The sequence below is a fragment of the Microcoleus sp. genome, from assembly GCF_041354475.1.
Taxonomy (GTDB): Bacteria; Cyanobacteriota; Cyanobacteriia; order Cyanobacteriales; family Microcoleaceae; genus Microcoleus.
In genome coordinates this window covers 45,466-71,776 of sequence record NZ_JBGJZU010000012.1, presented here as the reverse complement: position 1 = coordinate 71,776, position 26,311 = coordinate 45,466, and the positions used below count along the sequence as shown (strand labels likewise).

At 44.6% G+C, this 26,311-nt stretch carries 20 protein-coding genes and 1 pseudogene; 6 read left to right on the top strand and 15 right to left on the bottom strand.

What is annotated here, in order from left to right; translation table 11 throughout:
• Positions 1 to 56: 56 nt before the first annotated feature.
• On the top strand, positions 57 to 1,397 hold the full coding sequence (locus ACBR23_RS07040) for a sorbosone dehydrogenase family protein (RefSeq protein ID WP_371116808.1): 1,341 nt from the start codon (positions 57 to 59) through the stop codon (positions 1,395 to 1,397).
• A 213-nt stretch (positions 1,398 to 1,610) separates the two neighbouring features.
• Here ACBR23_RS07040 and ACBR23_RS07035 read toward each other — a convergent pair whose 3' ends face one another.
• The 7 genes and pseudogenes from ACBR23_RS07035 to ACBR23_RS07005 form a co-directional block, all read right to left on the bottom strand.
• Entirely contained in the window at positions 1,611 to 2,675 is a 1,065-nt protein-coding gene (locus ACBR23_RS07035) for an NAD-dependent epimerase/dehydratase family protein (RefSeq protein ID WP_371116807.1), read from the bottom strand.
• A 311-nt stretch (positions 2,676 to 2,986) separates the two neighbouring features.
• Positions 2,987 to 3,757: a glycosyltransferase family 2 protein gene (locus tag ACBR23_RS07030; protein WP_340518983.1), complete on the bottom strand. Its 771-nt coding sequence runs from the start codon at positions 3,755 to 3,757 to the stop codon at positions 2,987 to 2,989.
• Positions 3,754 to 5,514, bottom strand: coding sequence for a hypothetical protein (locus tag ACBR23_RS07025; protein WP_371116806.1), 1,761 nt, complete (start codon positions 5,512 to 5,514; stop codon positions 3,754 to 3,756). The genes ACBR23_RS07030 and ACBR23_RS07025 overlap by 4 nt, the downstream gene beginning before the upstream one ends.
• A 640-nt stretch (positions 5,515 to 6,154) precedes the next feature.
• Entirely contained in the window at positions 6,155 to 7,918 is a 1,764-nt protein-coding gene (nrdJ, locus tag ACBR23_RS07020) for a ribonucleoside-triphosphate reductase, adenosylcobalamin-dependent (protein ID WP_371119227.1), read from the bottom strand.
• A 108-nt stretch (positions 7,919 to 8,026) separates the two neighbouring features.
• A pseudogene (locus tag ACBR23_RS07015) lies at positions 8,027 to 8,137 on the bottom strand (hypothetical protein); the annotation flags it as partial.
• 319 nt (positions 8,138 to 8,456) lie between these two features.
• Positions 8,457 to 9,701 (bottom strand): ribonucleoside-triphosphate reductase, adenosylcobalamin-dependent, encoded by a 1,245-nt coding sequence (gene nrdJ, locus ACBR23_RS07010; protein ID WP_371115804.1) that lies wholly within the window; start codon positions 9,699 to 9,701, stop codon positions 8,457 to 8,459.
• 208 nt (positions 9,702 to 9,909) lie between these two features.
• Positions 9,910 to 10,197: a hypothetical protein gene (locus ACBR23_RS07005; RefSeq protein WP_341736910.1), complete on the bottom strand. Its 288-nt coding sequence runs from the start codon at positions 10,195 to 10,197 to the stop codon at positions 9,910 to 9,912.
• A gap of 143 nt (positions 10,198 to 10,340) precedes the next feature.
• Between ACBR23_RS07005 and ACBR23_RS07000 the strand changes: the two genes are divergently transcribed.
• Together ACBR23_RS07000 and ACBR23_RS06995 are read left to right on the top strand one after the other, a co-directional pair.
• Entirely contained in the window at positions 10,341 to 10,757 is a 417-nt protein-coding gene (locus tag ACBR23_RS07000) for a XisH family protein (RefSeq protein WP_371115805.1), read from the top strand.
• Positions 10,745 to 11,077, top strand: a complete 333-nt coding sequence (locus ACBR23_RS06995) for a XisI protein (RefSeq protein WP_341736909.1) — start codon at positions 10,745 to 10,747, stop codon at positions 11,075 to 11,077. Before ACBR23_RS07000 ends, ACBR23_RS06995 begins: the two co-directional genes overlap by 13 nt.
• A gap of 78 nt (positions 11,078 to 11,155) precedes the next feature.
• Here the strand turns inward: ACBR23_RS06995 and ACBR23_RS06990 are convergent, their stop codons facing one another.
• The 4 genes from ACBR23_RS06990 to ACBR23_RS06975 all read right to left on the bottom strand — a co-directional run bounded on the left by ACBR23_RS06990 (position 11,156) and on the right by ACBR23_RS06975 (position 15,521).
• Positions 11,156 to 11,557: a type II toxin-antitoxin system VapC family toxin gene (locus ACBR23_RS06990; protein ID WP_371115806.1), complete on the bottom strand. Its 402-nt coding sequence runs from the start codon at positions 11,555 to 11,557 to the stop codon at positions 11,156 to 11,158.
• A complete protein-coding gene (locus tag ACBR23_RS06985; RefSeq protein ID WP_371115807.1) occupies positions 11,554 to 11,784 on the bottom strand; it encodes an antitoxin in 231 nt (76 codons plus the stop codon). The genes ACBR23_RS06990 and ACBR23_RS06985 overlap by 4 nt, the downstream gene beginning before the upstream one ends.
• A 307-nt stretch (positions 11,785 to 12,091) precedes the next feature.
• A complete protein-coding gene (locus tag ACBR23_RS06980) occupies positions 12,092 to 13,336 on the bottom strand; it encodes a WD40 repeat domain-containing protein (protein ID WP_371115808.1) in 1,245 nt (414 codons plus the stop codon).
• Positions 13,218 to 15,521 (bottom strand): NACHT domain-containing NTPase, encoded by a 2,304-nt coding sequence (locus ACBR23_RS06975; protein WP_371115809.1) that lies wholly within the window; start codon positions 15,519 to 15,521, stop codon positions 13,218 to 13,220. Before ACBR23_RS06975 ends, ACBR23_RS06980 begins: the two co-directional genes overlap by 119 nt.
• A 636-nt stretch (positions 15,522 to 16,157) precedes the next feature.
• Between ACBR23_RS06975 and ACBR23_RS06970 the strand changes: the two genes are divergently transcribed.
• Positions 16,158 to 16,514 (top strand): hypothetical protein, encoded by a 357-nt coding sequence (locus ACBR23_RS06970; RefSeq protein ID WP_371115810.1) that lies wholly within the window; start codon positions 16,158 to 16,160, stop codon positions 16,512 to 16,514.
• 109 nt (positions 16,515 to 16,623) lie between these two features.
• On the opposite strand, the gene ACBR23_RS06965 is transcribed toward ACBR23_RS06970, so the two are convergent.
• The 3 genes from ACBR23_RS06965 to ACBR23_RS06955 all read right to left on the bottom strand — a co-directional run bounded on the left by ACBR23_RS06965 (position 16,624) and on the right by ACBR23_RS06955 (position 20,373).
• Positions 16,624 to 17,583: a YegS/Rv2252/BmrU family lipid kinase gene (locus tag ACBR23_RS06965; RefSeq protein ID WP_371115811.1), complete on the bottom strand. Its 960-nt coding sequence runs from the start codon at positions 17,581 to 17,583 to the stop codon at positions 16,624 to 16,626.
• A 255-nt stretch (positions 17,584 to 17,838) separates the two neighbouring features.
• Positions 17,839 to 18,567 (bottom strand): DUF3891 family protein, encoded by a 729-nt coding sequence (locus ACBR23_RS06960; protein WP_371115812.1) that lies wholly within the window; start codon positions 18,565 to 18,567, stop codon positions 17,839 to 17,841.
• 204 nt (positions 18,568 to 18,771) lie between these two features.
• Positions 18,772 to 20,373, bottom strand: a complete 1,602-nt coding sequence (locus tag ACBR23_RS06955; protein WP_371115813.1) for a metallophosphoesterase — start codon at positions 20,371 to 20,373, stop codon at positions 18,772 to 18,774.
• A 338-nt stretch (positions 20,374 to 20,711) separates the two neighbouring features.
• Here ACBR23_RS06955 and ACBR23_RS06950 point away from each other — a divergent pair, with 338 nt between their 5' ends.
• Complete coding sequence (locus ACBR23_RS06950) at positions 20,712 to 22,097, top strand: hypothetical protein (protein ID WP_371115814.1); 1,386 nt, start codon at positions 20,712 to 20,714, stop codon at positions 22,095 to 22,097.
• Positions 22,098 to 22,229: 132 nt separating this feature from the next.
• On the opposite strand, the gene ACBR23_RS06945 is transcribed toward ACBR23_RS06950, so the two are convergent.
• The gene (locus ACBR23_RS06945) at positions 22,230 to 22,628 is read right to left on the bottom strand and encodes a DUF4342 domain-containing protein (protein WP_341736896.1); all 399 of its coding nucleotides are present in this window, start codon (positions 22,626 to 22,628) and stop codon (positions 22,230 to 22,232) included.
• A gap of 747 nt (positions 22,629 to 23,375) precedes the next feature.
• Between ACBR23_RS06945 and ACBR23_RS06940 the strand changes: the two genes are divergently transcribed.
• A complete protein-coding gene (locus tag ACBR23_RS06940; RefSeq protein WP_371119226.1) occupies positions 23,376 to 26,303 on the top strand; it encodes an AAA-like domain-containing protein in 2,928 nt (975 codons plus the stop codon).
• Positions 26,304 to 26,311: the final 8 nt, after the last annotated feature.

Below are 26,311 nucleotides of genomic sequence, written 5' to 3'. Positions count from 1 at the left end.
CGTCTCGTTCTTCAGTGATAATAGGATTTTCGAGCATTGATTGAGAAATTGCTGCTATGTATAATCTGCGTTTCTTACTGTTAATTTTACTGCTCCCGGTGGTGGCGTGTTCACCAGCTACAGATGCTCAAGCTCCTAGGATTTTGGCCACCAGCCCCCTGTCCCAAATTCCCTCCCAAGCAAACACCAATTCTGCAACGAGTCAGAGCATACCCACCAAGGCGCTATCACCACAACCAATCCGCATCAGCCCTGGGAACTTACCTCAGCCTTTTGCTACCGACAGCGCCTCCAAACCCCCTCAAGTCATACCCCCACCCCCATCGCCAGTGCTGCGAGTCCCTGCGGGCTTTGTCGTCAACGTTTTTGCAGAAAACCTGGATGCTCCCCGATGGCTAGCCTTGACACCCACAGGCGATGTTTTAGTCACCGAAACGCGACAGAATCGGATTACCCTGCTCCGGGATACCAATGGCGACGGAGTTGCGGAAGTTAAGCAGACTTTTGCTAAGGCAGAAAATGGGCTAAACATTCCCTTTGGGATGGCCTTTGGTCAAGGCTATTTCTTCCTAGGAAATACGGCAGAAGTTCGCAGATTTCCTTACACAACCGGACAACAAAAACTCACGGGAACAGGTCAAAAAATAGCCGATTTACCTGGTGGTGGCTACAACCAACATTGGACGCGGAATGTTGTGATGTCGCCGGATGGTAAGAAACTTTATGTATCAGTTGGTTCCCAGTCTAATGCCGATACTGAACCACTACCAAGGGCATCTGTACAGGTGATGAATTTGGATGGAAAAAATCAGCAAACTTTTGCTTCTGGCTTACGCAATCCCGTAGGATTAGATTTTCACCCTTCCAGCGGGCAACTTTACGCCACAGTCAACGAACGTGACGGTTTGGGAGATGATTTGGTGCCAGATTACTTGACCAGAATTCGTCAAGACCAGTTCTACGGCTGGCCCTTTGCTTATTTTAAGCCGAATCTGCTAGACCCGCGCCACGTCAAAAATGGCAGCAGCGAGCGGCCAGATTTAGTGGCGAAAACACTGACACCAGATGTACTGTTTCAAGCACATTCAGCAGCTTTAGGACTGCAATTTTATGACGGCAAAACCTTTCCCAAAAAGTACCGGAATGGAGCATTTGTCGCATTTCGTGGCAGTTGGAACCGCAACGCTGGAACGGGTTACAAAATCGTGTTTGTACCTTTCAATGCGAATTTCCGCCCCGAAGGTTATTATGAAGATTTTCTGACTGGTTTTCTCACCGAGCCATCGGTACCGAAAACCTGGGGACGCCCCGTTGGTTTGCTAGTATTGCCTGATGGGAGTTTGCTGTTTACTGAGGAGGCAAATAACCGGATTTATCGCATTCAGTATCGCGGGTAATATAAAATCCTCTCTTCCGGGGAATTATGAAACTCTCTCTTCTCTTCCTTCGCGTCCTTAGCGCCTTCGCGGTTAAATCATATCAAATCCCGTAGCATCTGAATTATTCAGACCTCTATTCTCTCCCTCTGTGTCCTCTGTGTTCTCTGTGGTTAAATCATTCCAATACAACCGTCAACAATATAACGAGATAATCTGCGGTCAAAAAATCCCCTACAAAATCGAACTCAACACAATTTCATTAGCAACAATCCATTCATAAATATCTTGCAAAGCAGCTTCCGGACTAATCCTAGGTTGCCATCCAGTGCGTTCCATCACCCTAGAAGAATCAGTAATAAAAATCGGAATATCCCCCGCTCTTTCCTCCAAAACAGGATGAATGGGAATGGATTTCCCCGTAATTTTTTGGCACAAATCTGTTGTTTCAATTAAAGAAAGACTGTGGCGGCAACCACCTCCGACATTAAACACTTCACCGTCAAATTCAGCAAAATTTTCTAACTGATAATTAACTAACCGCAACAAGTCTTCAACGTGTAGTAAATCCCTAACTTGTTTGCCACTGCCGCCGAAACCGATATAATTAAGTGACTTTTGAAAATAGTGGGCAGCTACCCACAAACCGCACACTCCCTGATCTACTTTGCCCATTTGCCAAGCACCGGTAATTAACCCGCAGCGGTTAATAATTGCTGGTACATTGTAAGCTGCTCTGTATTCTTCAATCAGCAATTCTGAGGCTAATTTAGTTGCTCCGTAAAGGGAGCGATTTCCTTTGAGAGGGAAGTCTTCAGAAATGCCTAATTCGGATATTCCAGGTATGGTTTGATTTGGGGCGATCGCAAATCTTGACTCCGACTCCAATAATTTGATAGACTTGACAGTGGCGATCGGGTAAACTCGACTCGTAGACAAAAACAATAAACTCGCACCCGTTTGTCTCGCCAACTCCAAAACATTCACAGTACCCAGTAAATTCGTCTGCAAAACATACTGAGGTGAACTAAAACCCGCCAGCACCGAAGGTTCCGCAGCACAATCGATAATGCAGTCTACATTCAGCGCCACCGGATCTAAATCTGCCGCTGTGCGAATATCCCCGTAAACAAACTGAATCCCGCAACTTTTAAGCCGGGGCAGATTCAATTCTGAGCCTCGGCGGCGCAGGTTATCTAAACAAATTATCTGCCATTCCGGGTGCAGTTTCTTGAGGCCAATCGCCAAGCAACTGCCGATGAAACCAGCACCTCCAACAATCAAAACTCTTTCAAACATTCGCTTTACAAAATTTCCTTCGTAGTCAAGACTTTAGTCCCATTGGTGTCAACTTAACGTCAAACGTAGTATAGCAGTCTGCTGTCTGACGATGAGGCCTCGATCCCCCTTTAGTAAGGGAGTAGGGTGTGAGTAGGGGGTGGGACAAGAGTCTACTCAAAGTCCCCCTTATTAAGGGGGATTTACTCAAAGTCCCCCTTATTAAGGGGGATTTAGGGGGATCTAGACTTGGCCTAAAAGCGACATTTATTATGGGTTTCAGTCTTAAGTTGACACTAATGCTTTAGTCCTTATTCTTTCAACCATGCGCTTTACAAAATTTCGTTTGTAGTCAGGACTTTAGTCCTTAATTCACTACGGTGATAGTCACCACGAGAAAGATGTTTTTCTAGCCAGACATAGAGTACAATAAATAAATACCGACTGCCCATCTCTTTGATTTTCAGCTTGGAAATACCGGCAGTCCGATTGTACCATCTTAGAGGAATTACATCATAGGAAAAACCCCTGACAATTGCTTTGAGGGGAAGTTCTACAGTTAAATTGAAGTGATGGCTCAAAATCGGCTGTACTCCCTCAATCACTTCTTTGCGGTAAATCTTAAAAGCATTGGTGACATCGTTGTAGCGTAAGCCGAAAATAGTTTTGACAAACCAATTTGCTAAGCGGTTAATGGCTAGTTTGTGAATTGGATAGTCTACCACAAAGCCGCCTTTGATGAATCGGGAACCAAAAACGCAGTCATATCCTGCTTGTAATTGGCGATATCCTGCTACCAAATCCCTGGGATCGTCGGAAGCATCCGCCATCACAATGGCGACAGCATCGCCCTCAAATTCCGCCAATCCCCGGCGCACAGCAAATCCGAAACCGTTGGGTGGTTGATTGTTGATGTATCTAACTGTGGGAAAAGTCTCTGATAATTCTTGGCAAATATTCAGGGTGCGATCGACACTATTGTCATTCACAATCAGAATTTCGTGCTCAATGGCTTCTAAATCGAGCGTATGGGCGATCGCCCGCACAGTAGCTTCTAAACAGCCCTCCTCGTTGTGAGCTGGTATAATCACTGAAATTTTCACTCCTCATCCTCCACTGTTACCCTAGCGCCACCGCGCAACTTGACAAATTGGTTGTCCACAGGATTATACACCCAAGCTTTAATTTCCGTTTGGGCGATCGGCAAATTATCACCCGACAACTCAACCGCCCATCTAGCATTCCTGTAAACCTGAGACTTCAAAGTCTGAGCAATGTCGGGACTGTTTAAGTTGACATAAGCATTAGCAAAAAAAGACTGTTTATCCCCGACCGATAACAGGATAATATTAGGCTGTGGCAAATCTTCTGGTAACACAGCCCATCCCGTAGCTTTCATAGCAGTATTTTTGTTGATTGTCAAGGATTTATCGCCAATTTGCTGTTGGTCAAAATAGCCGTAAACTTTCTCAGGATTAGCAACAAATTCTACATTTTTAGCAGACTTTCGCCAACCTATTTTATCAAGAACTAACGCCCCTTCTCTGACCAACCAAGTTTTTTTGCTCAGCACCCTCAAACAACTTTCCGGTGAATCTTGGAAAAATTTAGACGGTTCGAGATAATTAATCAACTCCAAACAATCTTTACCACCTTGTTTGTAAGCAAGTGCAGCTTGAGATTGGGCTACAGCCTGTCCCGAATTAACAATAATTATCCCAATTAACAACCCAGCTAAAATCCGGTAAACAAGTGTATATCGGCGATTTAAACTAGCAATACTACCTCGCACAAACAATTGCCCAAGCTGAACCAAAGCAACTAGCAACAAAATCGAATTCGTCGTATATCGCGACGATTCCAGCGCCTGAACTGCCCCAAATTGCGCCCTACCCACCGTAATAAACAGAGCCGAAATAACCGAAAACAAACCTAGGGACAACCAAGGTACTGCGTCACGATGCTCCCTCATATTTTTGGCAAAATGGCATCCCAAAAATAAGAAGCTTGCCAGTATTATCAATCCCACAAATGCGGAAATACCAGACAAACGAACAATTGGCGAACCCAACAAACTCAAAAAATAATCAATTACCACAAGGGGCTGATGCAGTAACGCAAAAATATTTGTTTTCCGACTAGGATGATAATCAATTGAGTAAATACCACAAGTTGCCACAAACAGCAACATCCAGACAATAAGTCTTTTTCTTTTCTGTGCCACATTTCCTTCTAAAGCCACCACAGCCGGAATTGCAGCCAACCAAGAAAGCAAACCTTGAGCCATAGAAAAACTAGCAACAAAGCAGAATAAAGCAGCAAGGGATATTTGAATACTAGCCGATATTTTTTTGGGTAAAATCAGACAATAAACCGCAGCGACGAAACAAAAATTGACTAAAAACCAAGCGAGTTGAAATCCCCACAGCCAGTTTTCATGCTGAACCAGGGAACATAGCAAAATACAAGTTAAGATATTAGCTAAATGCCACAAATTATCGCCGCTATTCTGAAGCTGCATGGCGGATAACTTGTAAATAGCCATAAAAGTGAGGATAGCCAAACCAATACTGAGACACAGCGGATAATTAATATTCCATCGGGACAAAAAAGCCAGCATAGCCATCATGATTTTGGGGAACACTATCCGGTGATTGCTGTGCAAAGCCCAAACATCGTTAAAAGTTACATTTCCCCCAGCTATTTTTCCAAAAAAACTAGCCAACCTCCACTCGTCATCAATGGGAACGTTAACGCTAAAATTCGCAACAAATCCGATTAATAAAAGGACGGGAGTGAGATATAAAGTAAATAACCAGAGGATTTTTTTCATCAACGTGCGATGGATTCCATACACCATTCTATATCATTTGCGGTTGCAGAATCAGGTGGAAGATTAACAGTCAACATCACCTGACGGTGCAACCGAAATTGATATTCTACCGTCAGGGCTATGCCAAAACCAGATTTTCAAGAGAATGAGCAATATAGCAATCCTAAATCATTTGTGAATTTCTTACTCCCTCCCCTTCATAAGGCTATGCTTTATAAACATCTTTCTTAACAATAAAGTTGACAAAAAAAAGTAACTACTTGTGTAGGAGCTATTGGGGCGATCGCCCTTGATCTGTCGATCGTCCTCTAAGTCAAGTGGGTGCGGTCCTGCAACGAGTGCTTCGCTAACGTAGTTGTCTGCACACTACATATAGTGTGTCTGCGTAAGTCCTGCTAAGATTAAATGAACCGCGAAGGCGCAAAGGACGCGAAGGAAGAACCCCCCCTGCCCCCCCCAAGGGGGGAAAGAAGAAGATGCTGTTCTTCCTTTGTGTCCTTCGCGTCTTCGCGGTTTGATCGTTCCGATACAACCGGAATTAATATAGACCTCGACCATATTTATTGTGGAACAGGCATCTTGCCTGTTCAAGACTGGCTTTTGGGGAGATGTCTAATATTTTAAACATAAAAAAATCCCCCATTTGGGGGATTTTAATTCAACACTACTACATAGCCTTAGTTTCCGGCATTAAACATTTATCAGAATCGCAGCCCGCAGGCCCGGAATCCATCATTTCACCCAAGTCATAGCGACTGAGTGCCACCTCAAACACATCTATTTGACGACGAACTAAAACGTCTTTCAACATCGTCTCGTAAGTTTCCTTTTTAATCGGTTCAAAGGGTAAACGTGGGAAAGTCTCTAGGGCATCAAAGCGAGACAAAAGTGCGGCGGAAATGTAGCCTTCGTCATCGCGAATGGCTTCGTAAATCCGTGTTCCCAAACTTTCAACTTCATTTTCCCGCAACTCAATCGTCGCGCTGGTGTTGTGTCGCACGTAGAACTTTTGCACCTGCATATAAAAGTCCATTTGTGCCGCCGCTGAGAATTTGTTAATCTCAATTTCATCAGCACCGGGCAAATCCGCCCAACTGACAGCAACGGGTATTTCTACCAGCCATTCTGTACAGCGTTCATCGAAGGGATTGTTCAGCAAATTGCCGTTTTCATCTTTGTCAGATTGGGACGGAATTACGTTGTATCCGTAGTCGATGCAGGCGAGGGCTACAGGGTCGTTTTTGCCGAAAGTGATTCGGCGAATGAAACGCTGGGATTTCGGGGGATGCCAGCCGGGGGAAGCACCTGTCAGTAGAGATTTTGTACCCGATGGTTGAACGGTTGTGCAGCGATTTGGACGTTTCAATGAATGGCGATCGCAATAATCCCATACTACCCGATTCACAATCTCCCGCCAACCAGTCAAATACTCTTCTTCCCGCTGTTTAAACGCCATTCCCTGGTCAGTTTGCGGGCGGCCTTCCACCCACCAGCGCAGCCACTCAACGCCAAAACCATGCACGAAGAAGTCGAATAATCCCGTGAAAGATACGCCGACAATCGGGTCTAATTCGCGGCTGTATTGATAGCGCGGTTCGCTAAATTTGTGATTGAGAAGTACGGCGACAGATAAACCTGCGGCGGTGAAAGCTTCTTCTTGTTCTTTGAAGTTGTAAGGGTCAATTTGATTGAGGTGAACCTCAGAAAGATTACAGTTTCCAGTTAGGGTATTGCCGAAAACTCCCTTATGAAACTCTGGTTCATTGAAACAGTAAGTATCATGCAATCCTGGTAATTCTTCGACACTTCTGACAACTTGCCATTTACCTTTGCCTTTAGCCTTCGTCCCTTTGCTCACATCTAACCGCTGACAAGGAATTTCACCACAGTCAGTAATTTGCAAGTAATACAAATCCCGACTTCGGACGCCGTAATTAGTAACTGCTCCTTGATGAGCACAAAGATTTAGCGATGAGCGAATACCACATTTTGTCAAAAGTAGCTGAACTCTAAAAGCGCGATCGCGGTCAGAAATATAAATTCTGATACCATTACTATGGGTATTCGATCCGTCCGTATCGGCTAATCCAGCAATAAAATGTAAAATTGCTTGCCGATTCCAGCTAGCAATTACATTTAGTGCTTCTGGGTTAACTTTCAAACTTTTCAGAAATTCTCCAGAAAAGCTCAAGTTAGTTACATCTGTAAAAACAGGTAAATAGTCATAGTTTCTTTCATGCGACTTATTTCCTGCTACTGACAATGCCATTTTGCCTTCGTAAAGTCGAACTTTTGCATTGTCATTTTTGTCTGTAGTTCCATCTCCTACAGCCACACCCAAAGTGTAAGCATAACTTGCATCGATATTCATGCCATCTTCATACTGAATTGTAAAAGGTTCAGTATGAATGCTATATCGACTTGTATCCATCAAGTCTTTGGTTTGGACTTCTTGGTAAACTTTACCAAAGCGATCCTTGACAAAGAAACGATGATATTCTGTGGCATCTAGATAAGTACCATCAGCAAACTTTACACGATAAAGTTTGCGTCGTCCAACCTTGGTATCACTCGCTGTCTGAAATGGTGTGACTGAGCTCCATCTTTGACCATTCCAAATTTCGATTTCACTTCCAACAACATCCTTTATTTGATGCAGTCCGTCTTTAGTAATTAGCAGAGTTTCCCCACTGACACAGTGAAAATTAGAGCCGATGATTTCCAGTTTTGTTATCCTAAAGGCTTTTTATCCTCTAGTTCTACAGATTCCATTTTATCTATAGCTCGGCGTACTTTTTCATTTACTTTAGTTATAAATGCCCCGCACTCTTGCCAGGATTATGTTCTTCAATTAAGAAGGTTCACCTGGTACGCTCTACGGTGGTAAAGGATTTTTAATTCCCTTACTTACCTCGGAATTAACATCTCAGTCTTCTCCGATTTTGCGAGGTTTTTAACGTGAGGCAAAATTACTTACCACACGGGTTTAAGCCCAAACGGACTGACCGATGCTCTAATTCTTCCGCAGTCATCTCAGGATAGCGTTCCTGGAACCACTGTTTAGCTTTTCCTTCGTCGTAAGCTTTCAAGAACTCAAGTTTAAGACTTGATGTTGAAAGTAAATCAACGTTAGCTCTAGCTACAGCTTCACCAGCCCATTGAATTGCACCTTCACCAGAATAATACTGTTTGCGAACAGCATCAATACATTCTTCTAATGTCGGTTTGGAATGGAAAACACGGGTATGATTTGCCATTCTCAAAGCATCGCGTTCTGGATCTATTCTCCAGTTGCCTTTATCGTCTTGTTGCCACAAGTTGTTTTTAGCATTTGCTCCCAGTTCGTCATCAAAAGTAAACTGACGAATTCCGGCTGATCTCCGAATATTACCAGCCACAATTGTGACCGCAGCTTCATCAATCAACACGCAGCATTCAACTGAATTCAACTGCCGTCCTAGAGCTTTATTCAAAATTGCCGAGCAACGTTGATAAAGGTCAGGCAATTTGACTGGATTTGCGACTCCACCAAAACCTTTTAAAGGTTCTCCCACGGGGCGGACATCACTCAAATCGATGTAAACTTGAACTTCTCCTGCAAATCTTTCATCTGTGGATAATTCCAGCAAAGCTTGATAGGATTTCACCCAACCTTGACGGGAATCTCCGACATAAATAGTCGCGGTTTTTTCGGCTATTTTTACTTCGGTTTCTTGACGGCGCAATTCAGCGGGTGTAGAGCCGATTTCACCTTGCATTGTCACAGTTAAGCGGTTGCTAATCAGTGGCAATTGGTTGATGTATTTGGGTTCCAAGACTGCACCGGTGCCGCAGCCCATCATCGCCAAATCCATCAACAAGCCAAAAGCCCGCCAGTCGATAATATTTGTTGAGGAGCAATTATATGCGCCGGAAAAATTCTCTGGTTGCTCAATCCATTTGCTACCGCCCACCCACAGCCAGCGCCCAGAAGCGAGGGTTTTGAGCTCGTTTTGCATCCGGTGTAGGAGTTGTGTTTCTTCGGGGGTGAGGTTTCCGAGCTTTTGAAGGCCCTTGACGGTTCGATCGCACACATCAGCCCAAGTCTCCCTTCCCGTGTCGGTACGACGGCTGTACGTCCTGAAAAATACTGGATTGGCTGCGGGTGCTGTTTCGGGGAAATCGGACAGGTGACGTTTCTCGCGGGCACTCGATCGCTCTAATTCTCGAACCATAGGTTGTGTACTGACGTGTCGGAATATATCAACAGACTATGAATATACAACAGGATTCAGATTTAGGGTTAAAGGTTGACAAATTTCACATTTTGCACTAAATATGGTGGACACCTCTATACAGGCAGAGTGTCAGAATAGCCTCAAAACTTCACCAAAAAACCCGATTTTTGCCAGAAACCGGGTTATACACAAATGTTTTAAATTGTCAATCATTTGTGAGTAAAAACTCAATATTTGGCTGTAGGGGGTCTTGAACAATGCCTACACCCTGAAATCCCCAACGTTCGAGCAGTTTTTTGATTTGTGGACTGGAAATTGACTCGACCCCGAAGCGATCGGCAAAATCGGCCGCGTGGGTGTTAAGGTAGCTCAAAGCGTCATAGTCTTCGCGGAAAATCAGCAGAAAACTTGCCACTTTATCTGGGTTGGGACAAGCGCTGAGGTATTTGCCATCAGCACGGGAACGCAGCAGGTAAAAAATTTGAGATAGCATTTTATCTTTATTTGTGAAAGTAATAGATTAGCTTAAATTGGGCATGGGGTATAGTGTCTTTTGTATAGCAAGCGCCTTGGTGGTTGCTATACTTAAAACACAAAAACTATCCAAGATACTAAACGCAACGAGTCAGTAAAGCTATGTCTGCTAAAGATGCCTTCCATGAAGTTGTTAAAATCGCTCTCCAGAAAGATGGATGGCAGATTACTCACGATCCATATAATTTACAAGCAGGAACTTTAGAACTTTACATTGACTTGGGTGCCGAAAAGGTGGTTGCAGCCGAAAAAGATGGACAGAAAATCGCAGTTGAAATCAAAAGCTTTACTGGGCCATCCAAAATATCCCAATTTTATACAGCTTTGGGGCAATTCATTAGTTATCGAGCAGCTTTACAAAAACAAGAAATTGATCGTATTTTATACTTAGCAGTACCAGGAAATGTCTACGATAGCTTTTTTACAATGGGGTTTATTCAGTCTTTAGTTCAACAAAATCAAATTCATTTAATCGTTTATGATATAGAACAGGAGGCGATTGCACAATGGCAAATGTAGACCTTTATCGGCAACACATCCAAAATCTGCTCTCGCAACACGCTAGTCTGGTGTGGGATGAGCGAATTCAGGCTCAAACTATCTTTGATATCGATCGCGATCATTATCAATTAATCTATGTAGGCTGGCGTAATCAGCGACGAGTTTATGGCCCGGTGTTGCACCTGGATATTATGGATAATAAAATCTGGATTCAGCAGGATGGCACTGAGGTGGGTATTGCTAACGAACTGGTTGAGTTGGGAGTTCCCAAAGAAGATATTGTACTTGGGTTTGACCCGCCGATTATGCGGAAATTTAGTGAATTTGCGATCGGATAAATTTTAGGTTTTTTTCTATTTAATTATCGCCCGAATGCTTTTCCCTTGTGGTTTGCGCCGCAACGCAAAATGCGATCGTTAATCAACCCAATTTTCTAAGGTTAATCCTGGGATACGCGACAATTCTCTCACATTATTCGTCACGAGTGTCAGCCCCAAACTGATTGCTTGGGATGCTATCAGCAAATCCATTGGGCCTACGACAATACCTTGACGTTCTAATCCTGCTCTAATTTGTCCATAAGTTTGGGTGCTTCTTTCATCAAAAGGAACTACGAGTAAAGTTATTAAAAACTGAATGAGTGCAGCCCGATTTTGCTCTTGACGCTGACTTTTGTAAACTCCATACTCAAGTTCGGCAATAGTAACAGATGAAATGCCAATATCAAAAATTTCAAGTGTTTGGAATTTCTCGAATACTTTTTGTGGTTTGCGCTTGATGATGTATATGCAGATATTAGTATCTAGTAAAAATCTCATTCAAAAGCCTCTCTCGTCTCCAAAGGAAGCTGCTCCCTGACTAGCATAAAGTCGTCAGAAAACATACTTAAGCTATCAAAAAAAGTTTTCCAAGGATTTTCTTTGGAGATTAGGACAAGAACATCTCCTATTTTTTTGACATACACTTCATTTCCTGCAAAATGAAATTCTTTAGGTAATATGACTGTCTGATAGTCATCAGCGATCGAGAGTTTGGCAGTATTCATTGTTTTGTCTCCAGAGTGATTTAAATTATACTTTAAATTGACTCTCCGCTCCAACTATATTGTAGCAGAGGAGAGTAGGTTTAGATTCGTTTCAGGTTTTTTCTATTTGATTGTCGCATGAATGCGATGATGTAGATGCAGATCAAGGGTAAACCCACAGTCCGGCAAGGGTTGAAACCGAGCCTCACAAAGCGAAAGTCCTCTTTAGAGGACTAATTAATTCTTTAGTCCTCTTCAGAGGACTTTCGCTATTAGACAGGGAATTCATTCCCTGTCGGACTTGATGGAGTGACAGCCTTTGCAAGGATCAATTTTCCACAGCCCCTAAAGCTTTGAGTGTGGCTTTTTCAACTTCAGTTAAACCCGTAACACCCGTGATATTCATCTCCTCATAAGGTCGGTCACTTTTCAGTATTTTGAGGCACTCACCCGTCTCAACATCCCAAAGTCTAATTGTGCCATCCCGACTGCAAGCAGCAATAATTTTTCCAGTTGAACTGAAGGCAACTGAGTTAATTCTACTGCTATGATCTTGCAAAATTTTGAGACATTCACCAGTACGAATATCCCATAATCTTACCGTTCCATCTACACTTCCACTAGCAACTATTTCACCAGAATAACTAAAGGCAACTGAACGTATCCAATCAGTATGCCCCTGTAAGATTTGAAGGCATTCACCAGTATGGATATCCCATAATCTTACTGTTCGATCGACACTTCCAGTGGCAAGTATTTCACCGTTCTGGCTAAAGGCGATCGCGCGTGACCAACCCGTATGCCCCTGTAAGATGTGGAGGCATTCACCAGTATGGATATCCCACAGCCTCACCGTTCCGTCAAAACCTGCACTGGCAAATATCTCGCCCAAAGGACTGAAGGCACTCGAAGATACTGAACTGTTATCCCCTTGCAAGGTTTTGAGGCATTCGCCAGTACCGATATCCCACAGCCTCACCGTTCGATCGTGACCTGCACTAGCAAGTATTTTACCCGAAGGACTAAAGGCGATCGATCGTGTTTCATTGCCAAATTCTGGCAAAGTATGAAGGCATTCACCACTGCGAATATCCCACAGTTTCAGTGTTTGGTCGTAACTAGCGCTGGCAAGTATTTGACCCGAAGGATTGAAGGCAACTAAGTTTACCCGATCGAGATGCCCGTGCAAAATTTGGAGGCACTCACCGCTGCTGACATCCCACAGCTTGACTGTTTGTTCGTCATCGGCGCTGGCAAACATTTCACCGTTGGGACTGAAGGCGATCGACCTTACTTGAGTGCTATGCCCTTGCAGCGTATTCAAGCATTCACCGCTGTTGATATCCCACAGCATCAGCGTTTTATCGTAACTGCCGCTAACAAGTATTTCACCCCCAGGATGGAAGGCGATTGACCCTACTCGATCGTTATGCCCTTGCAAAGTATTTAAGCATTCACCGCTGTTGATATCCCACAGTTTCGCTGTGCGATCGTGACTGCCACTTGCGAGTATTTCGCCCGAAGGACTGAAGCCGACAATAATTAGACCAAGTATATTTTTGAGGCGCTGCATTAGGATCTAAACAAGACTGTTCCGGCGCAACTAATTCGGTAAAATCTGCCGCCAAAACTCCCAATTCCGCTGCAAATTTATAAGCGACAAAAAACTCTAACAACGAACGGTGCGCCGGAGTGTAATCGCCATCGGCATTGCGAATCAGCATGGTTTGACCCATCATATCATAATGCCAGTGGTCTAAGTCTTTTTCCTCTTGGACGATGGAACCGAATAAGCTGCGAATGCGATCGGGAAAACCGCGATAATTCAGACTCATTTGGTCGGTAGACAGCATTTCCCACGATAACTCACACAAGAAATAAAGCTTATCTGCTAAAGAAGTAAAAGTCCGTTCTGCTTTGATATCTCTCTCTATCTTCCGCCGCACCGCATACAGATAGATTCGCGACATATCCACTGGTTTTCCAGCTTCAATATCGGGCAATGCTTCCAAAATTAACTCAGTCATCACCGGGCGACGCGCTAAATCCAATAACTGCGGGTTTCCCATCACTTTTTCGACTGTCGCCGCTTCTGTTTGAACTGACAGCGCTTGCCGAATTTGCTCGTCGTTAAACTTCTCTAATTCTAATACTTCAAATTGGGGAGTTTCACCTGTTAGAATGGTTGTTGATGCTTGCAGTTCTGCATTGAACAATGCCCGTCCTTCCTTGCCTTCTGGAAAGTGTTCGGTACGGCAAGTGAGGATGACTTTTGCGCCGGGAACGACGGCTTTTGCTAGTTCCCAGAAGTTGTTGATGGTTTCTTGCCGATCGCACTTAGCGGCCATTTCATCAAAACCATCGAAAATCAACAGAAACTTACCCATCCGATTCAGTTGTTCAAAAGCCGAATAACCCGCCAAAGGTATCTCGTGTTTCCGAAAGAAAAACTCGGAAAATAGCGACTCAACACTAACTGCTTTGGCATAATCTCGCAGCGGAATTACTAACGGCAAACGCGGACGTTGCAAGCCACGCTTTTGAGCTTCTTTGTAGCGTTGCAGCGCCATCCAAGCATAGTGCATCGCAAACCAAGTTTTCCCAGTTCCAAATTCTCCTAAAACTGAAATATGTTCTTTTACTGGGTCATTCAACCACAGGTCAATATAACCTTCGATCCAGCCATCTCGCCCGTCATAATGACTCACGCCTATCTTGCGCTGAGTATCGGGATCGATTTCTTCTTTGGTACAAGCTAGCGGCACATATTTGGTATCAATTCCTCGACTGGTAATTTCAGTTTCTAGCCAATCCAGATAAGCGGTAAAATCGGCATCTTGGTCTAGTAATTCATCGAAGGTATAGCAAGCTAGATCGCGATTTTCATCTTTTTTTACCTCATCCCGCGCGGCGCGACTGATGCGGCGGGCTGTGACTAACCATCCTTCATCGGTGCGCTGCTTTTCCACCGACTCGCGCAGGGCTGAGATGTCTCTGAGTCCGGCTTCTCCGGCAATTCCGCGCACTAAAATGCGATCGTACCGATTGCGTCTGACGGGAACATTGATAATCCATTCAAAATAATTATCTTCCCAAATTTCATATTTTTCAAACTTATAACTTAAAGTTTCAAACCAACCGCGAACTTGTTGTGATAAAATAAAAGCTTGAGACTTTTGAATATTAGTTGATGCTGCGGCCGCAAGTGCGGGAACATCTTCGGTTTCCAACCTGGCAAATTCGGTGCGAATTCCTTCTATGGTGGGGAGGCGTTCGATGCGATCCATTACCATACATAGGCGTTTTTGCAAAGAGGCGATCGCGTTTCCCACCATCACATCTCCCAGCGTCCGCGTCCGCTTTGCTACTTCCATAAACACGGCCGCAAATGCCATGAATTCCCGTCTGGGGTCAATGCCTAAATCTCGAAGTTCTTTGCCCAAAGCAGACTCATTGAGATAATCTTCCCCAGCTTGAATTAAAATGGCTGGGCTATCGGACTCAAAAGCTTTGCGAAATGCCTGTTCAATCTCTGTTTGGCGAAATAGTTCTAAAATCTGTTTGGGTTTTCCAGCGCCGTATTCTACTAAAGTATAAACATAAACTCCGCTAAAATCGGCTGGCGGAGCATCAGGGTCGAGGTTAAATTTTTTTAATAATTTAATGACACTTTCGTTGCGCTGAAGCTTGTCTCTGAGGGTGCCGAAGGGAATTGCTGTCAGGAGACTGATAACTAAGTCGAGACTAATTGGGATCATTTAGGCTTTCCTCTTTCTCGGTGGGAGTCATTCTCGAATCTCAAAATCGCAAACTGCTCTAATTTTATGTTAACGCATAAGCCAACTGTCGCGCACCAACAGTCCGAGATTTCCACAGATATTCGCACAGTCCGACAGTCCGCCAGGGGTTTAAACCCCTGTCTCATAGCGAAAGTCCTCTAAAGAGGACTGTGGAATCGTATTTTATTTTAGTAATTTGATTTAACCCAGATATTGAATGATATCAAATCCGTTAATATCAGAATTATTCATCTCTCTCTGATCTTTCTCTGTGTTCTCTGCGTTCTCTGCGGTTAAATAATTCCGATCAACCGAAATTGATATCTAATAACATTGTTTGATGAAATTCAATTCACAACTTCAAGCATTTTGAATGAATTCCTCAGTCCTCTTCAGAGGACTTTAGCTTTGAGGCGGGGGTTTAAACCCCCGCCGGACTGCCGGATTGTGCGAAAATCTGACTGTTGAAATATTAGCATTTCTGGCAAGATTTGACAACAATAAAACCGAGCAAAAGCCGACATATCTTGTAGTAAAATTAACTCTAATATTAGTTGTTATCTCATGGTTGCAAAAGTTAAAATATAGATAACTTACAAATAAAAATTGCTATCTATGAAAATACAATCTTCCGTCTTAGTCCACCTAGGATTTGGCAAATATGTGCGATCGGACCGAGTAACAGCAGTCATCCCAATCGAAGAAGAACGCGGCCCCGGACGACGGACTTTCGTGCACATAGACGGCGAACCAGACCCCATCGTTGCTTCCCGCGCTGAAGATACAATTGTCCGCGATTTGGTGCAGGAACCGCGCGAAATTACTCAAGCTCGCCAACAACAGGAAATACTCCAAGATTTGCTCGCTGATTTGAGCAATGTCAACGTCACCGTGCGCCGGATTAGCCGCGATGAAGGTGGACTAGACCTCGAACTTTTAGAACGTCGCATTCGCCAAATTTTAGAAGTGTAAAAACAAAAGACCGCCCTGCGGTCTCCCTCCCAGTCCGCGCAGGCGGACTTTGTTTGTGTAGACGCGGTTTCTAACCGCCGGAATTGATTACCAACCTCTGAAACAAAGTCTACTTCAAAACAACTTTGATATCCGACAAACCCGTAAGTTTTTCCGTCACAGGTGGCTCTTCAATTCGCGGTACATAGACAGTTAATCCCCCCGGTATACACTCGATCGATAGCGGTGTCATGCCGATAATTTCCCCATCTAAAACAACTTTTTGAGGTGGATCGGTAGTAATTTTGATTTTTTTGGCTCGCATATAACCTATGTCATCCCGATCGCTCGCATTCCCAGTCAAAGCAGTTTGCAATAGGTGATAAGAAGCTGCGATCGCCCCCGCTTTATTCACAGGTGCCACCAGAGTCACATCCAGCAAACCATCATCAAAAATAATCCCCGCCGGCCCTTGAGCTAAAATAGAAGTAGGTGGCGCGGCATTCGCCACCGTAACAGCCACAGCAGTAACACTGACGATCTTATCTTCAGTTTCGATTTCCGCTTCAAACCTTTCTAAGTTATTTAACTGTTTAATCCCCGACAAAACATAAGCCAACATTCCCCAGCGATTTTTCATTTCGCGATCGGCTAATTCCACAGTTTCCGCCTCAAAACCAACTCCCGCCAACAAAACCATCGGCAGTTCACCGTTACAAATACCCGCATCCACCACCCGCGTTAAGCCTCCCACAATCGTTTCGCAGGCCGTTTGAATTGTATTCGGCAGATCTAAAGCATTGGCAAAAGCATTCGCAGTTCCCCGCGAAATAATGCCCAAAGGAATATTTGTGCCGACAATCGCACCGGCAACCGCCGACAAAGTACCATCACCGCCGGAAGCAATAATGGACTCAACACCTCTAGAAACCGCTTCTAGGGCAATTTGGGCCGCATCTAATTCAGGTGTGGTCAGCCGAATATCCAACTCGATCTCAGATTCCAAAAGTTGCTGAATTAAAGCTAAATCTTGGTCAGGATCGCTTTGACCGGCCGCGGGATTAAAAATTAGGCAAGCAGAACGTTTCATAAATAATTCCTAACAGGTAAGTAGAAGGAAGAAGTCACCCCCTTCCAGCCCAGGGCTGTTTCATTCTCCGAAAAACAGGGATGAGTTAAGGGTAGTACCTTTCTTTGCCTACCCCGCCCAGCCCCCCGTGCCTGCCCCCCGTGCCAGCCCCAAGGGGGGAGAGGGAATCGGGGAAATTCAGGAAGTAAAGAGGAAGGAAGAAGTCACCCCACTCTGCCTACTCTCCTGAAGCAGAAGCTATTGCTAAAATTTTAACTAAGACTTGACAAAAGTCCACTCCAACAATTTTTTGGGGGCTTTATGCAAGGCTTCTTTAATTTCCTCGTTGCTGTCAAACTTGGCTTGATTCAAATAGGATGCTTCTACATTCACAGTAAACTTTTCTTCGGCAAAGGGCCAAGGAGTTACTGTCAGCAGTTCGTTGCTATGTTGCACAATATCGTACCGTTGGCCGTCAGGACCGACGCTAATTTCTAAAGCTCGTTCTCCAGCGGGTAACTCCCGGCAGCACAGAATTAAAGATAGCCGATCGCACCACTGGAAAAAAGCATAAGCAGACTCAGCATCCTCCTTTTTAATCTTCAATTCCTTGCGCCATTTTTCTTGATTTTCCAGTTGTTCATCCAAAAACTCGTCCAGTTCCTTCAACTCTCCCCGCTTTCCTTCAATGAGATAGCTCATGTGCATAGAAATCAGCAGGGCTACCCACCTACCACGATATAGCGCATTCTGCGTCATGGCTTTGAGTTTCGGCACACAAATTTCCGTTTGTAGCGTAAAGTCCAAGGGCGCGCCCGCCTCAGTTAGGATGTCTTCTTCCCACTCTTTTTCCAAATCGTCGTGATGGGAAATAGCTGCTATGGTTTCGTACAAGCGAAGGGGAGACTCAGAGCGCTTCCACTGTCCGCCAAGTTGCGCCGCCAGCAAAGCATGGGCGCGGTGATAAATAATTTCCCAACCAGTGGCGGTTAAGTTAGCAATCATGACAATTTTCTCCTTGGTAAGCTGGATTTTTTGGTGAAATAATCGATCGCACTTCGATGAGACATCTGGCACAATTCTGACGGGATAGGCATCAGCCTCCCCTAGACAGCCTATTTACCAGATGTCAGCTTGATTGTTGAGCAGCAACTGTATTAGTAATGCCCAAGGCCCAGATGAAAAAGCACCCGGAGTGATGGATGGATGCTAAATCACAAAAGGTTCGATCGCACTATCCTGCCACTTCCCGCCAAATCGTTCCGCCACCAAAGGTCGGACTCGGAACTTGGGCGGGGACCCATCCAAAACATCAATCCGCAAACACGAATAAGGACGGCGTTTCTGGGAACCTTGACCGCTGCGGCCGACATATAGCAAAGATTCCGCTACCGGGCGGCCGACTTTTTTTCCCTCCGCCGATCGCGCCAACTGATACACTGGATAACCGGAAGCTTCCTCCAACACTGGCCCTTCGACACGCTGACGACGCAGACTGTGCCCGCTTCCCCCACAGACAATCCAATTAATATGAGAATCAGCGTGCCCGGTATCCCCAGTCCGCAGGTATTCCAGACAATGAGCGTGGCCAGTCAGCACTAAATCTACTAACGGACGCCCCCGCAACCCATCCCCAACTTCCCGCGCCACCGCATCGAATACCTCCCGTAAATGCCACCGAACAGCCAAAGTTTGAGCTTGATTCCACTTGGTCGCCTCAGTCACGTAGGGGGGATGGTGCAGGTAAATTACGCGCCCCCGCACCTGGGAATCAGCCCAAGATGCAATCAAACCTCGTTTCAGCCATTCGAGTTGTTCAAAGTCAGTAGCCGCGGTTTGGTCCGGGGAGAGTTGTTTGTCAATATCCATCAGCATTTCGTCAACTTGCGTTAATTTGGCACGCAAGTCATCTAGCTGTTCGGCTTCCGACGGAATTTCCGGCTTCAGACGAGCGGAGGTTTCCAGCATTTCGGTTTTTTCTTGCTCCAATTTCTCCCTTTCTTGTGCCAAATTCCGGCGAAGAAGGTCGCCCTCTTTGGTTTTTGGGAGTGGCAAAGGTTCGTTAAAGGTGTTGGAATCGAGAGCAAAGAAGTCAATGCCCCCACTGCGGAAACTGTAGTAACGGTTGGGTAAGCGGGTAAAGCGTCCTGGTTTGTAGCGCAAGCAGCGGCCGGTGTTGGTTTGAGCCGTGTAGTGGGTGTCTAGGTGGCGATCGAGTTCTCCCGGCAGTTTGTGAGCTTGCAGGTAGTCGAGAAAGGCTTTAGCATAGGCATTGCCGCGATCGGAACCGTGCCAGCCTACATCCAGATCTAACTTTGAGCCTAACAGGTGGCGCAGTGGCTGTGCCGTAGCCGAGAGAATGCCGTAGACGAGGGGTAAGTCGTAATAGTCGTGATTTCCCGGTACTGGTAGGAACGGAAAATTGAATATCATGCGATCGTAGGCAATCCGAGATGGCGTATCGCCACCCACTAGAAACTCGCGATAAGGGCGAATGAAGTTTTGCAAATAGTATTCGCTGGAACCGACTAGATAAACGACATCGCCTGTATGCAGCAGGAAACGGCAATTTTGGCGCTCGTGCAGCATCAGTTCCGCAACTTGGCGCTGGGGGTTGTGGCCCCGGTGGTTGCCGGTGCCACTGTCCCCTGCGACTAAAAACGAAAACTCTGGATCGTCTGGAACTCGATCGTCCAAAATTATCTTAGTTTGGTCGATCGCCCGATCGGCGATCGATTTATCTTGCCACCGTACCCGCTCTTTCATCTTGCGGACTTTTACCGAAATTGGCGGGTCGGACACGAATTTCACGCCACTTCATCTCCCAATAACTTGAGTTCCTAGTTAATAGTGCGACGAGCGATCGAGTTTTTGCATCTCTCTAAAAGCAGAAAATTGACTTAAGACGGGGTTTAAAACCCAGTTTTTTGATCGAGTAGCCCAGCAACTTTTGTCAACCCTTCGCCACAAATCTCGAAGTTTTAATGTTTTAAATTTCCTCTCTCCCCCTGTCTCCCCCCTTATCGCCTTCTGCCTCTGTCTCCCTGAAATGCGAGCAGTTTTGATTGATGAATCATGGCACGATCGCAGCGCATTTTGATACCATTCAATCAAACGGAGGAATCAGGGAATGCACGGGAGGTGCGTAAATGGAACTCTTTGGAGAACAAAAACGGTGCTTGGATTGCTTAGTCACGTCGATCGAACAATTAGGAGGTCGAGTAGACGTTCCCAAGCTTGAGCAGATAGCCGAGCTCATCATTCAAACGATGAGGGGGCCTTGGCGCTATTTTCACACGTCGGAACATATTTTTGAGGTCGGGGGGTCTGTCGATCCGATCGAAGTGTTGGCGGCGCTATTTCACGACCTGGTGTACGTCCAAGTCGATCAGGGAGTAAATTTTAATATCAGTAGCGCCCTTTGTCCTTTTGTCAAGGAGGTGCGATCGCAGTTAGTGATTAGGGATGAAGCCGAACTCCCCAAGGATGCTATGTATGAGCTCGTGGCAGCCGTATTTGGGTTTGTCCCAGGTCAAACTCTCTCTCCCTTTGCCGGTCAAAATGAATTCTTAAGTGCGGTGATTGCAGGGAAATGTTTGGAACCTTTTTTGCTTCCTAGGACGATCGTTCAGATTGCAGCCTGCATTGAAGCTACTATTCCTTTTCGTGGAGTTTCGCCCAGTGGCTTAAGTGCGATCGAACTTTTGCACCAGCGTTTGGCCAATGTAAATCGCGATTTCAATTTAGGATTAACAGATGCAGAACTCTGCGAAATTGTCAAGGGATCGGTCAGATTAGCAAATCGCGATGTCGAGAATTTTGCCTCTCCCAATTCCTCTAACTTCTTAGACAATACTTGGAATTTGATGCCCGAAACCAACCACGAATTGAGCAACGTCAATTCCTATACTGTGGGTGGATATCGCCGCTCCTTGCAAAAAATGGAAGGGTTTTTGAATTTCCTCAAACCCGAACTGGTTTTTCAGCAGTTCATGGAAGAACCGGACGATGAAACCTACACTAACATGATTGCCCGCACCAGAAAGAATATAGCAGTTGCCAAACTGTATTTGGGCATCAAGCTGATTACGATCGCTATTTTAGAAGCCCTTTCCTACCGTTTGGGCCGCGATATTCCCCTTTCTACTATGATGGGAGAATTACGCGCACCGGGCTTTACAACCTCTGCCTTAGAGGATTACTTACCAGAGCGCAATATCGCCTATCCTCTCGAAAATCAGTTACAAAAACAAGTCTTAGATTTGTTAGAGATAGGACGCAATCAAGAATCTCCCTATGATATTAAAAACTCCCCTGTTTCTACGTTTATTATCAAATCTATTGGCTTTGCAGAAACTGACACCTTTTTGAAAAAAGCTCACGATTTTTTCGCAGGTCATATTTCTTCAGAAGAACTTCTCTCCTACTGCGATGCCGAGGTTATTGACACCATAGCATCAGGAGTTATGAAACTTTTTGATAGTAGAAAGATAGCTTTAGGGAAAGTTCAATTAGCACATAAGGTGATTTCTTAGAATATCATTCATTAGGCGAGCAAATTTGATATCTTCTCATCCCCCTTTTTTTTTAATTTTTGACCTTCTTCCCCCTTTTTTTAGGGGGAAGAGGGGGGATAGAAGCACTGATTATTATCCAACCCCTAGGGGTTAAGTAGTCTCATTCTTTTCGATAATGATAGTCATGTGAGCTACTAAAGCACCGATCGCCCCTACTGCTGCAATCACTGGAAACAACGCCGCACCGATCACTCCACCGACTACTCCCACCGTCAGAGGCACTTCTATCAATATCCGCCCCTCTTCATTTTTGATAATTATCCGGCGGATATTGCCTTCGTGAATCAGTTCTTTAACTTTAGCAACCAAATCATCACCATTAATCTTTAACTCCTCAACGGTCACTTTTTGCTGAGTATAAGCAGGGGTTTCTAGAGGTGGTACTTCCACACCACTAACTTTTTGGGGCGAAACTTTAGTGCCTACAGGTATCGAGTCAATTTCTCTTTCGCCGACTTGTTCTTGTTCGCGGTCTGTGTATGTGTCCATTCTTTCTTCTCCCTTCCTTTAGGTATTTTTTTTATATAATTACTCTAATTAACACCTAAATTGTTGTTAAGTCATCTTTCTTTTGGCTGATATTAACCAGAGCAAAAGTTATTCAGAGAATCATTCCCTCAGCAGCAATTAAGATTCGTCTCCACTCCTGTCTCTAGCCCTATCGCCTTCTCACCCCATCCCCCCCTGGGCAGGGCTATTTCACTCTTGGTAGGGGCCGTGCCCCCGTGCCGGCCCTCATTGGCTGTGATGGAGGGTAGTCTAGGGACTGGGCGGGCACCATAGGTGTCAACTTAACTTCTAACCCAGTCAGAGACTGCTGTTTAACTATTAAATCTAGATCCCCCCTAGCCCCCCTTAAGAAGGGGGGAACAAGAACTTGCTCAAAGTCCCCCTGCCCCCAGTTCCTTGTGCCAATAGGCTAACTGTCTACCCCTCGCCCCCGCATTGCCCCAGCTCGAAAAAGCCTCTAATCCAGACAGAAAAAGGATTAGAGCTAGATTTTTAATGCTGACTGCTTCCGACTCAGCGACTGTGCAAATTGAAAAAGTGACATTGTACTGAAATGGCGATCGACTCATAGTTAATACACTTAGCACATCTAGTTCGGTAAATCGCCCATGAAAATCCTCACTTCCTACCCTCAAATTCGGCTCGAATCAAACTCTGTGAAATCGTCCGAAAAAGTCGCGCCGCCTGAAGTTCCCACCGTTAATATCCTAGAGTTTTTAATGAGAATTGCCTAAACAAAAACAGGAAGAAGAAGAAATTATGCTCCAACTTTTATCAAAACCCAGCCAACTGCAACAAGTCGAAGTTTCTATTGGCAAAAAGCCAGGTAAAATAGACAAGTTTCCTTTTTCTTCCCGTTTAATTTCAGTGTCAGATTTGCCAGCGACAGAATTTGAATATCAAGTAGGGGGAAGTTTGCCCCCAAATTCTCCTACCTATGTCACCAGGGCTGCCGATCGCGAACTTTACAAATCTTTAAAAGCCGGTGAGTTTTGCTATGTACTAACTTCCCGACAAATGGGAAAGTCGAGTTTGCGCGTACAAGCAGCCCGTCGCTTGCAAGCAGAAGGTACTGTCTGCGGTACTGTTGATATTACTGGCATTGGCACTACCGAGATGACTCCCATGCAGTGGTATGCGGGTTTTACTGGGACTCTCGCCAACAGCTTTAAAATTAAGTCGATCAATTTTAGGACTTGGTGGCGCGATCGAGAACACTTACCACCAGTATTAAGATTAAATGAATTTATCGAACAAGTATTACTTCCTTCCACAGAACGCAATATAGTTATTTTTATAGATGAAATTGACAGCGTTCTTTCCCTCAATTTTTCCAGCGATGATTTTTTTGCAATGGTCCGAGGATGCTACAATAAACGCGCTGAAAATCCAGAATATAACCGCCTTACTTTTGCTTTGTTTGGAGTCACGACTCCTCAAGATTTAATTGCTGATAAAACCAGAACCCCGTTTAATATAGGTCGCCCCATTGAACTCAAAGGATTTGCCCTCGACGAAGCAATCCCTTTAGCTCAAGGATTTTCAGAACAAATAGAAAACTCCCTAGAAGTGCTCAAAGAAATCTTGGAATGGACGGGAGGACAGCCTTTTCTTACTCAAAAATTTTGTAAATTAGCTTCGGAAAAATTAGGAACATCAACAAGTAATGACAGCGGAAATAACCCTAAATATCGAGTTGCTAACACTCAATTATTCATGGCAGATTTAGTGCATTCCAGTGCCCTCAACAACTGGGAATTTCAAGATGAACCGGAACATCTGAAAACAATTCGCGATCGCCTCCTGAGAAATCCGCAGCGCACGGCTCGTTTGCTAGGACTTTACCAAGAAATTTTGTCAAATCTCACATCTGTTAGTATTCTCAATAACAGGCAAGATAGCTGTTCCATAAACACTGAATTTGATGGTGGGGTAGGCACGGAACTAGCCTTAGTTCAAGATAGTCCAGAAAAAATGGAATTATTACTTTCAGGTTTAATCGTCAAAGATGGACAAAGACTAAGAGTATATAATCCCATTTACGCCTCAGTTTTTAACCAAGAGTGGATACAGAAAGAATTAGCCAAACTGCGACCCTACTCGGAGTCGATCGCCGCTTGGGAAGTCTCCAATCATACCGACACTTCCCGCTTGCTGCAAGGTAGAGCGCTAGCAGAAGCGTTAAGCTGGGCCGCAGACAAAAGCTTGGGCGATCGAGATTATCAATTTCTGTCAGCCAGTCAAGAATTAGAAAACGTCCAAGTACAAAAAAAGTTATCCATAGAAAAAGCAGCCTCAAAAATATTAACCGAAGCCAATTTAGTCTTGACAAAAGCTCAAAAAAAAGCTAAGACAACAATCCAATTCAGCTTGCTAGGACTCGCTACCATTACTACGATTGCTACCGGCATTATAAATCACGCCCAACGAGTCACCCAACAAATAGAAAATCAAAAAAAACAAGCCATTATTGCTCAAATAGAAGCCCTCAACTCTACAGCCGATATTTCCCTAGCCTACGACCAACTAGGAGCTTTAATTGCCGCAGTTAGCGCCGGAAAAAAACTTAGAGAAATATACGCCTCTCCAGGACTCAAAGCACAGACATTAAATAGATTACACCATACGATCGATGCAGTGCGAGAACGCAATCGTTTGGCGAACGGACACACAGCTAGCTTTAGCCCGGATGGTAAGTTAATTGTTAGTGTCGGCGACAATTACAGTGTGAAAGTTTTTCAGCCAAACGGCAAGCTGATTTTGACGTTACCTGGACATAAACAGTCAGTTAGTGAGGTGGTATTCAGTCCTGATAGTAAGTTAATTTCTTCCACAAGTTTTGATAAAACTGTCAGAATTTGGCGCAGAGATGGCAGTTTGCAGCAAATTCTCAAAGGACACCAAGATTTAGTTTGGAGCGCTAGTTTTAGCCCTAAATTAGAACAAATTGCTAGTGCCAGTTCTGACAAAACTATTAAAATTTGGAATTTAAATGGAGTTTTGCAGCAAACTCTGACAGGTCATACTAGACCGGTAACATCAGTGAGGTTTAGTCCCGATGGAGAGATGTTAGCTTCCACCAGTCAAGATAAAACTATAAAACTTTGGAAACGCGATGGGAACAAGCAATTTAGACTTCATAAAACTCTTGTAGGACACAAAGATGAAGTGTGGGGCTGTAATTTTTCACCAAATGGCGAGATGATTGCGAGTGCGAGTCACGACTGGAGTGTCAAACTTTGGAATACTGAAGGAAAGTTACTCAAATCTTTAGCCGATTCTACAACGGGTGTGGGTAGTGTTAATTGGAGCCCTGACAGCAAAACTGTGGCTGGGGGGAGTATGGATGGTAAGGTAAGAATTTGGCGCGCGGATGGTACTTTGCTGCAAACTTTGAAGGGACATCTTGCGGATGTGTGGAGTTTGAGTTTTAGTCCCGATGGCAAAACTTTAGCATCTGCGGGTAAAGATTCGTCGGTAAGGGTATGGAATCTGGATGCTACGACAGTGGAAGCTGGGGAACTTGACAAATTGCTGACTATCGGATGCGATCGACTCAGAGACTACCTACAATACAATCCGAATGTTGAAAAAGACCGACATTTGTGCGATCGCAAACAGAAAATCAATATACCTGATTTTTTCAATAAGTAGCGTATCTA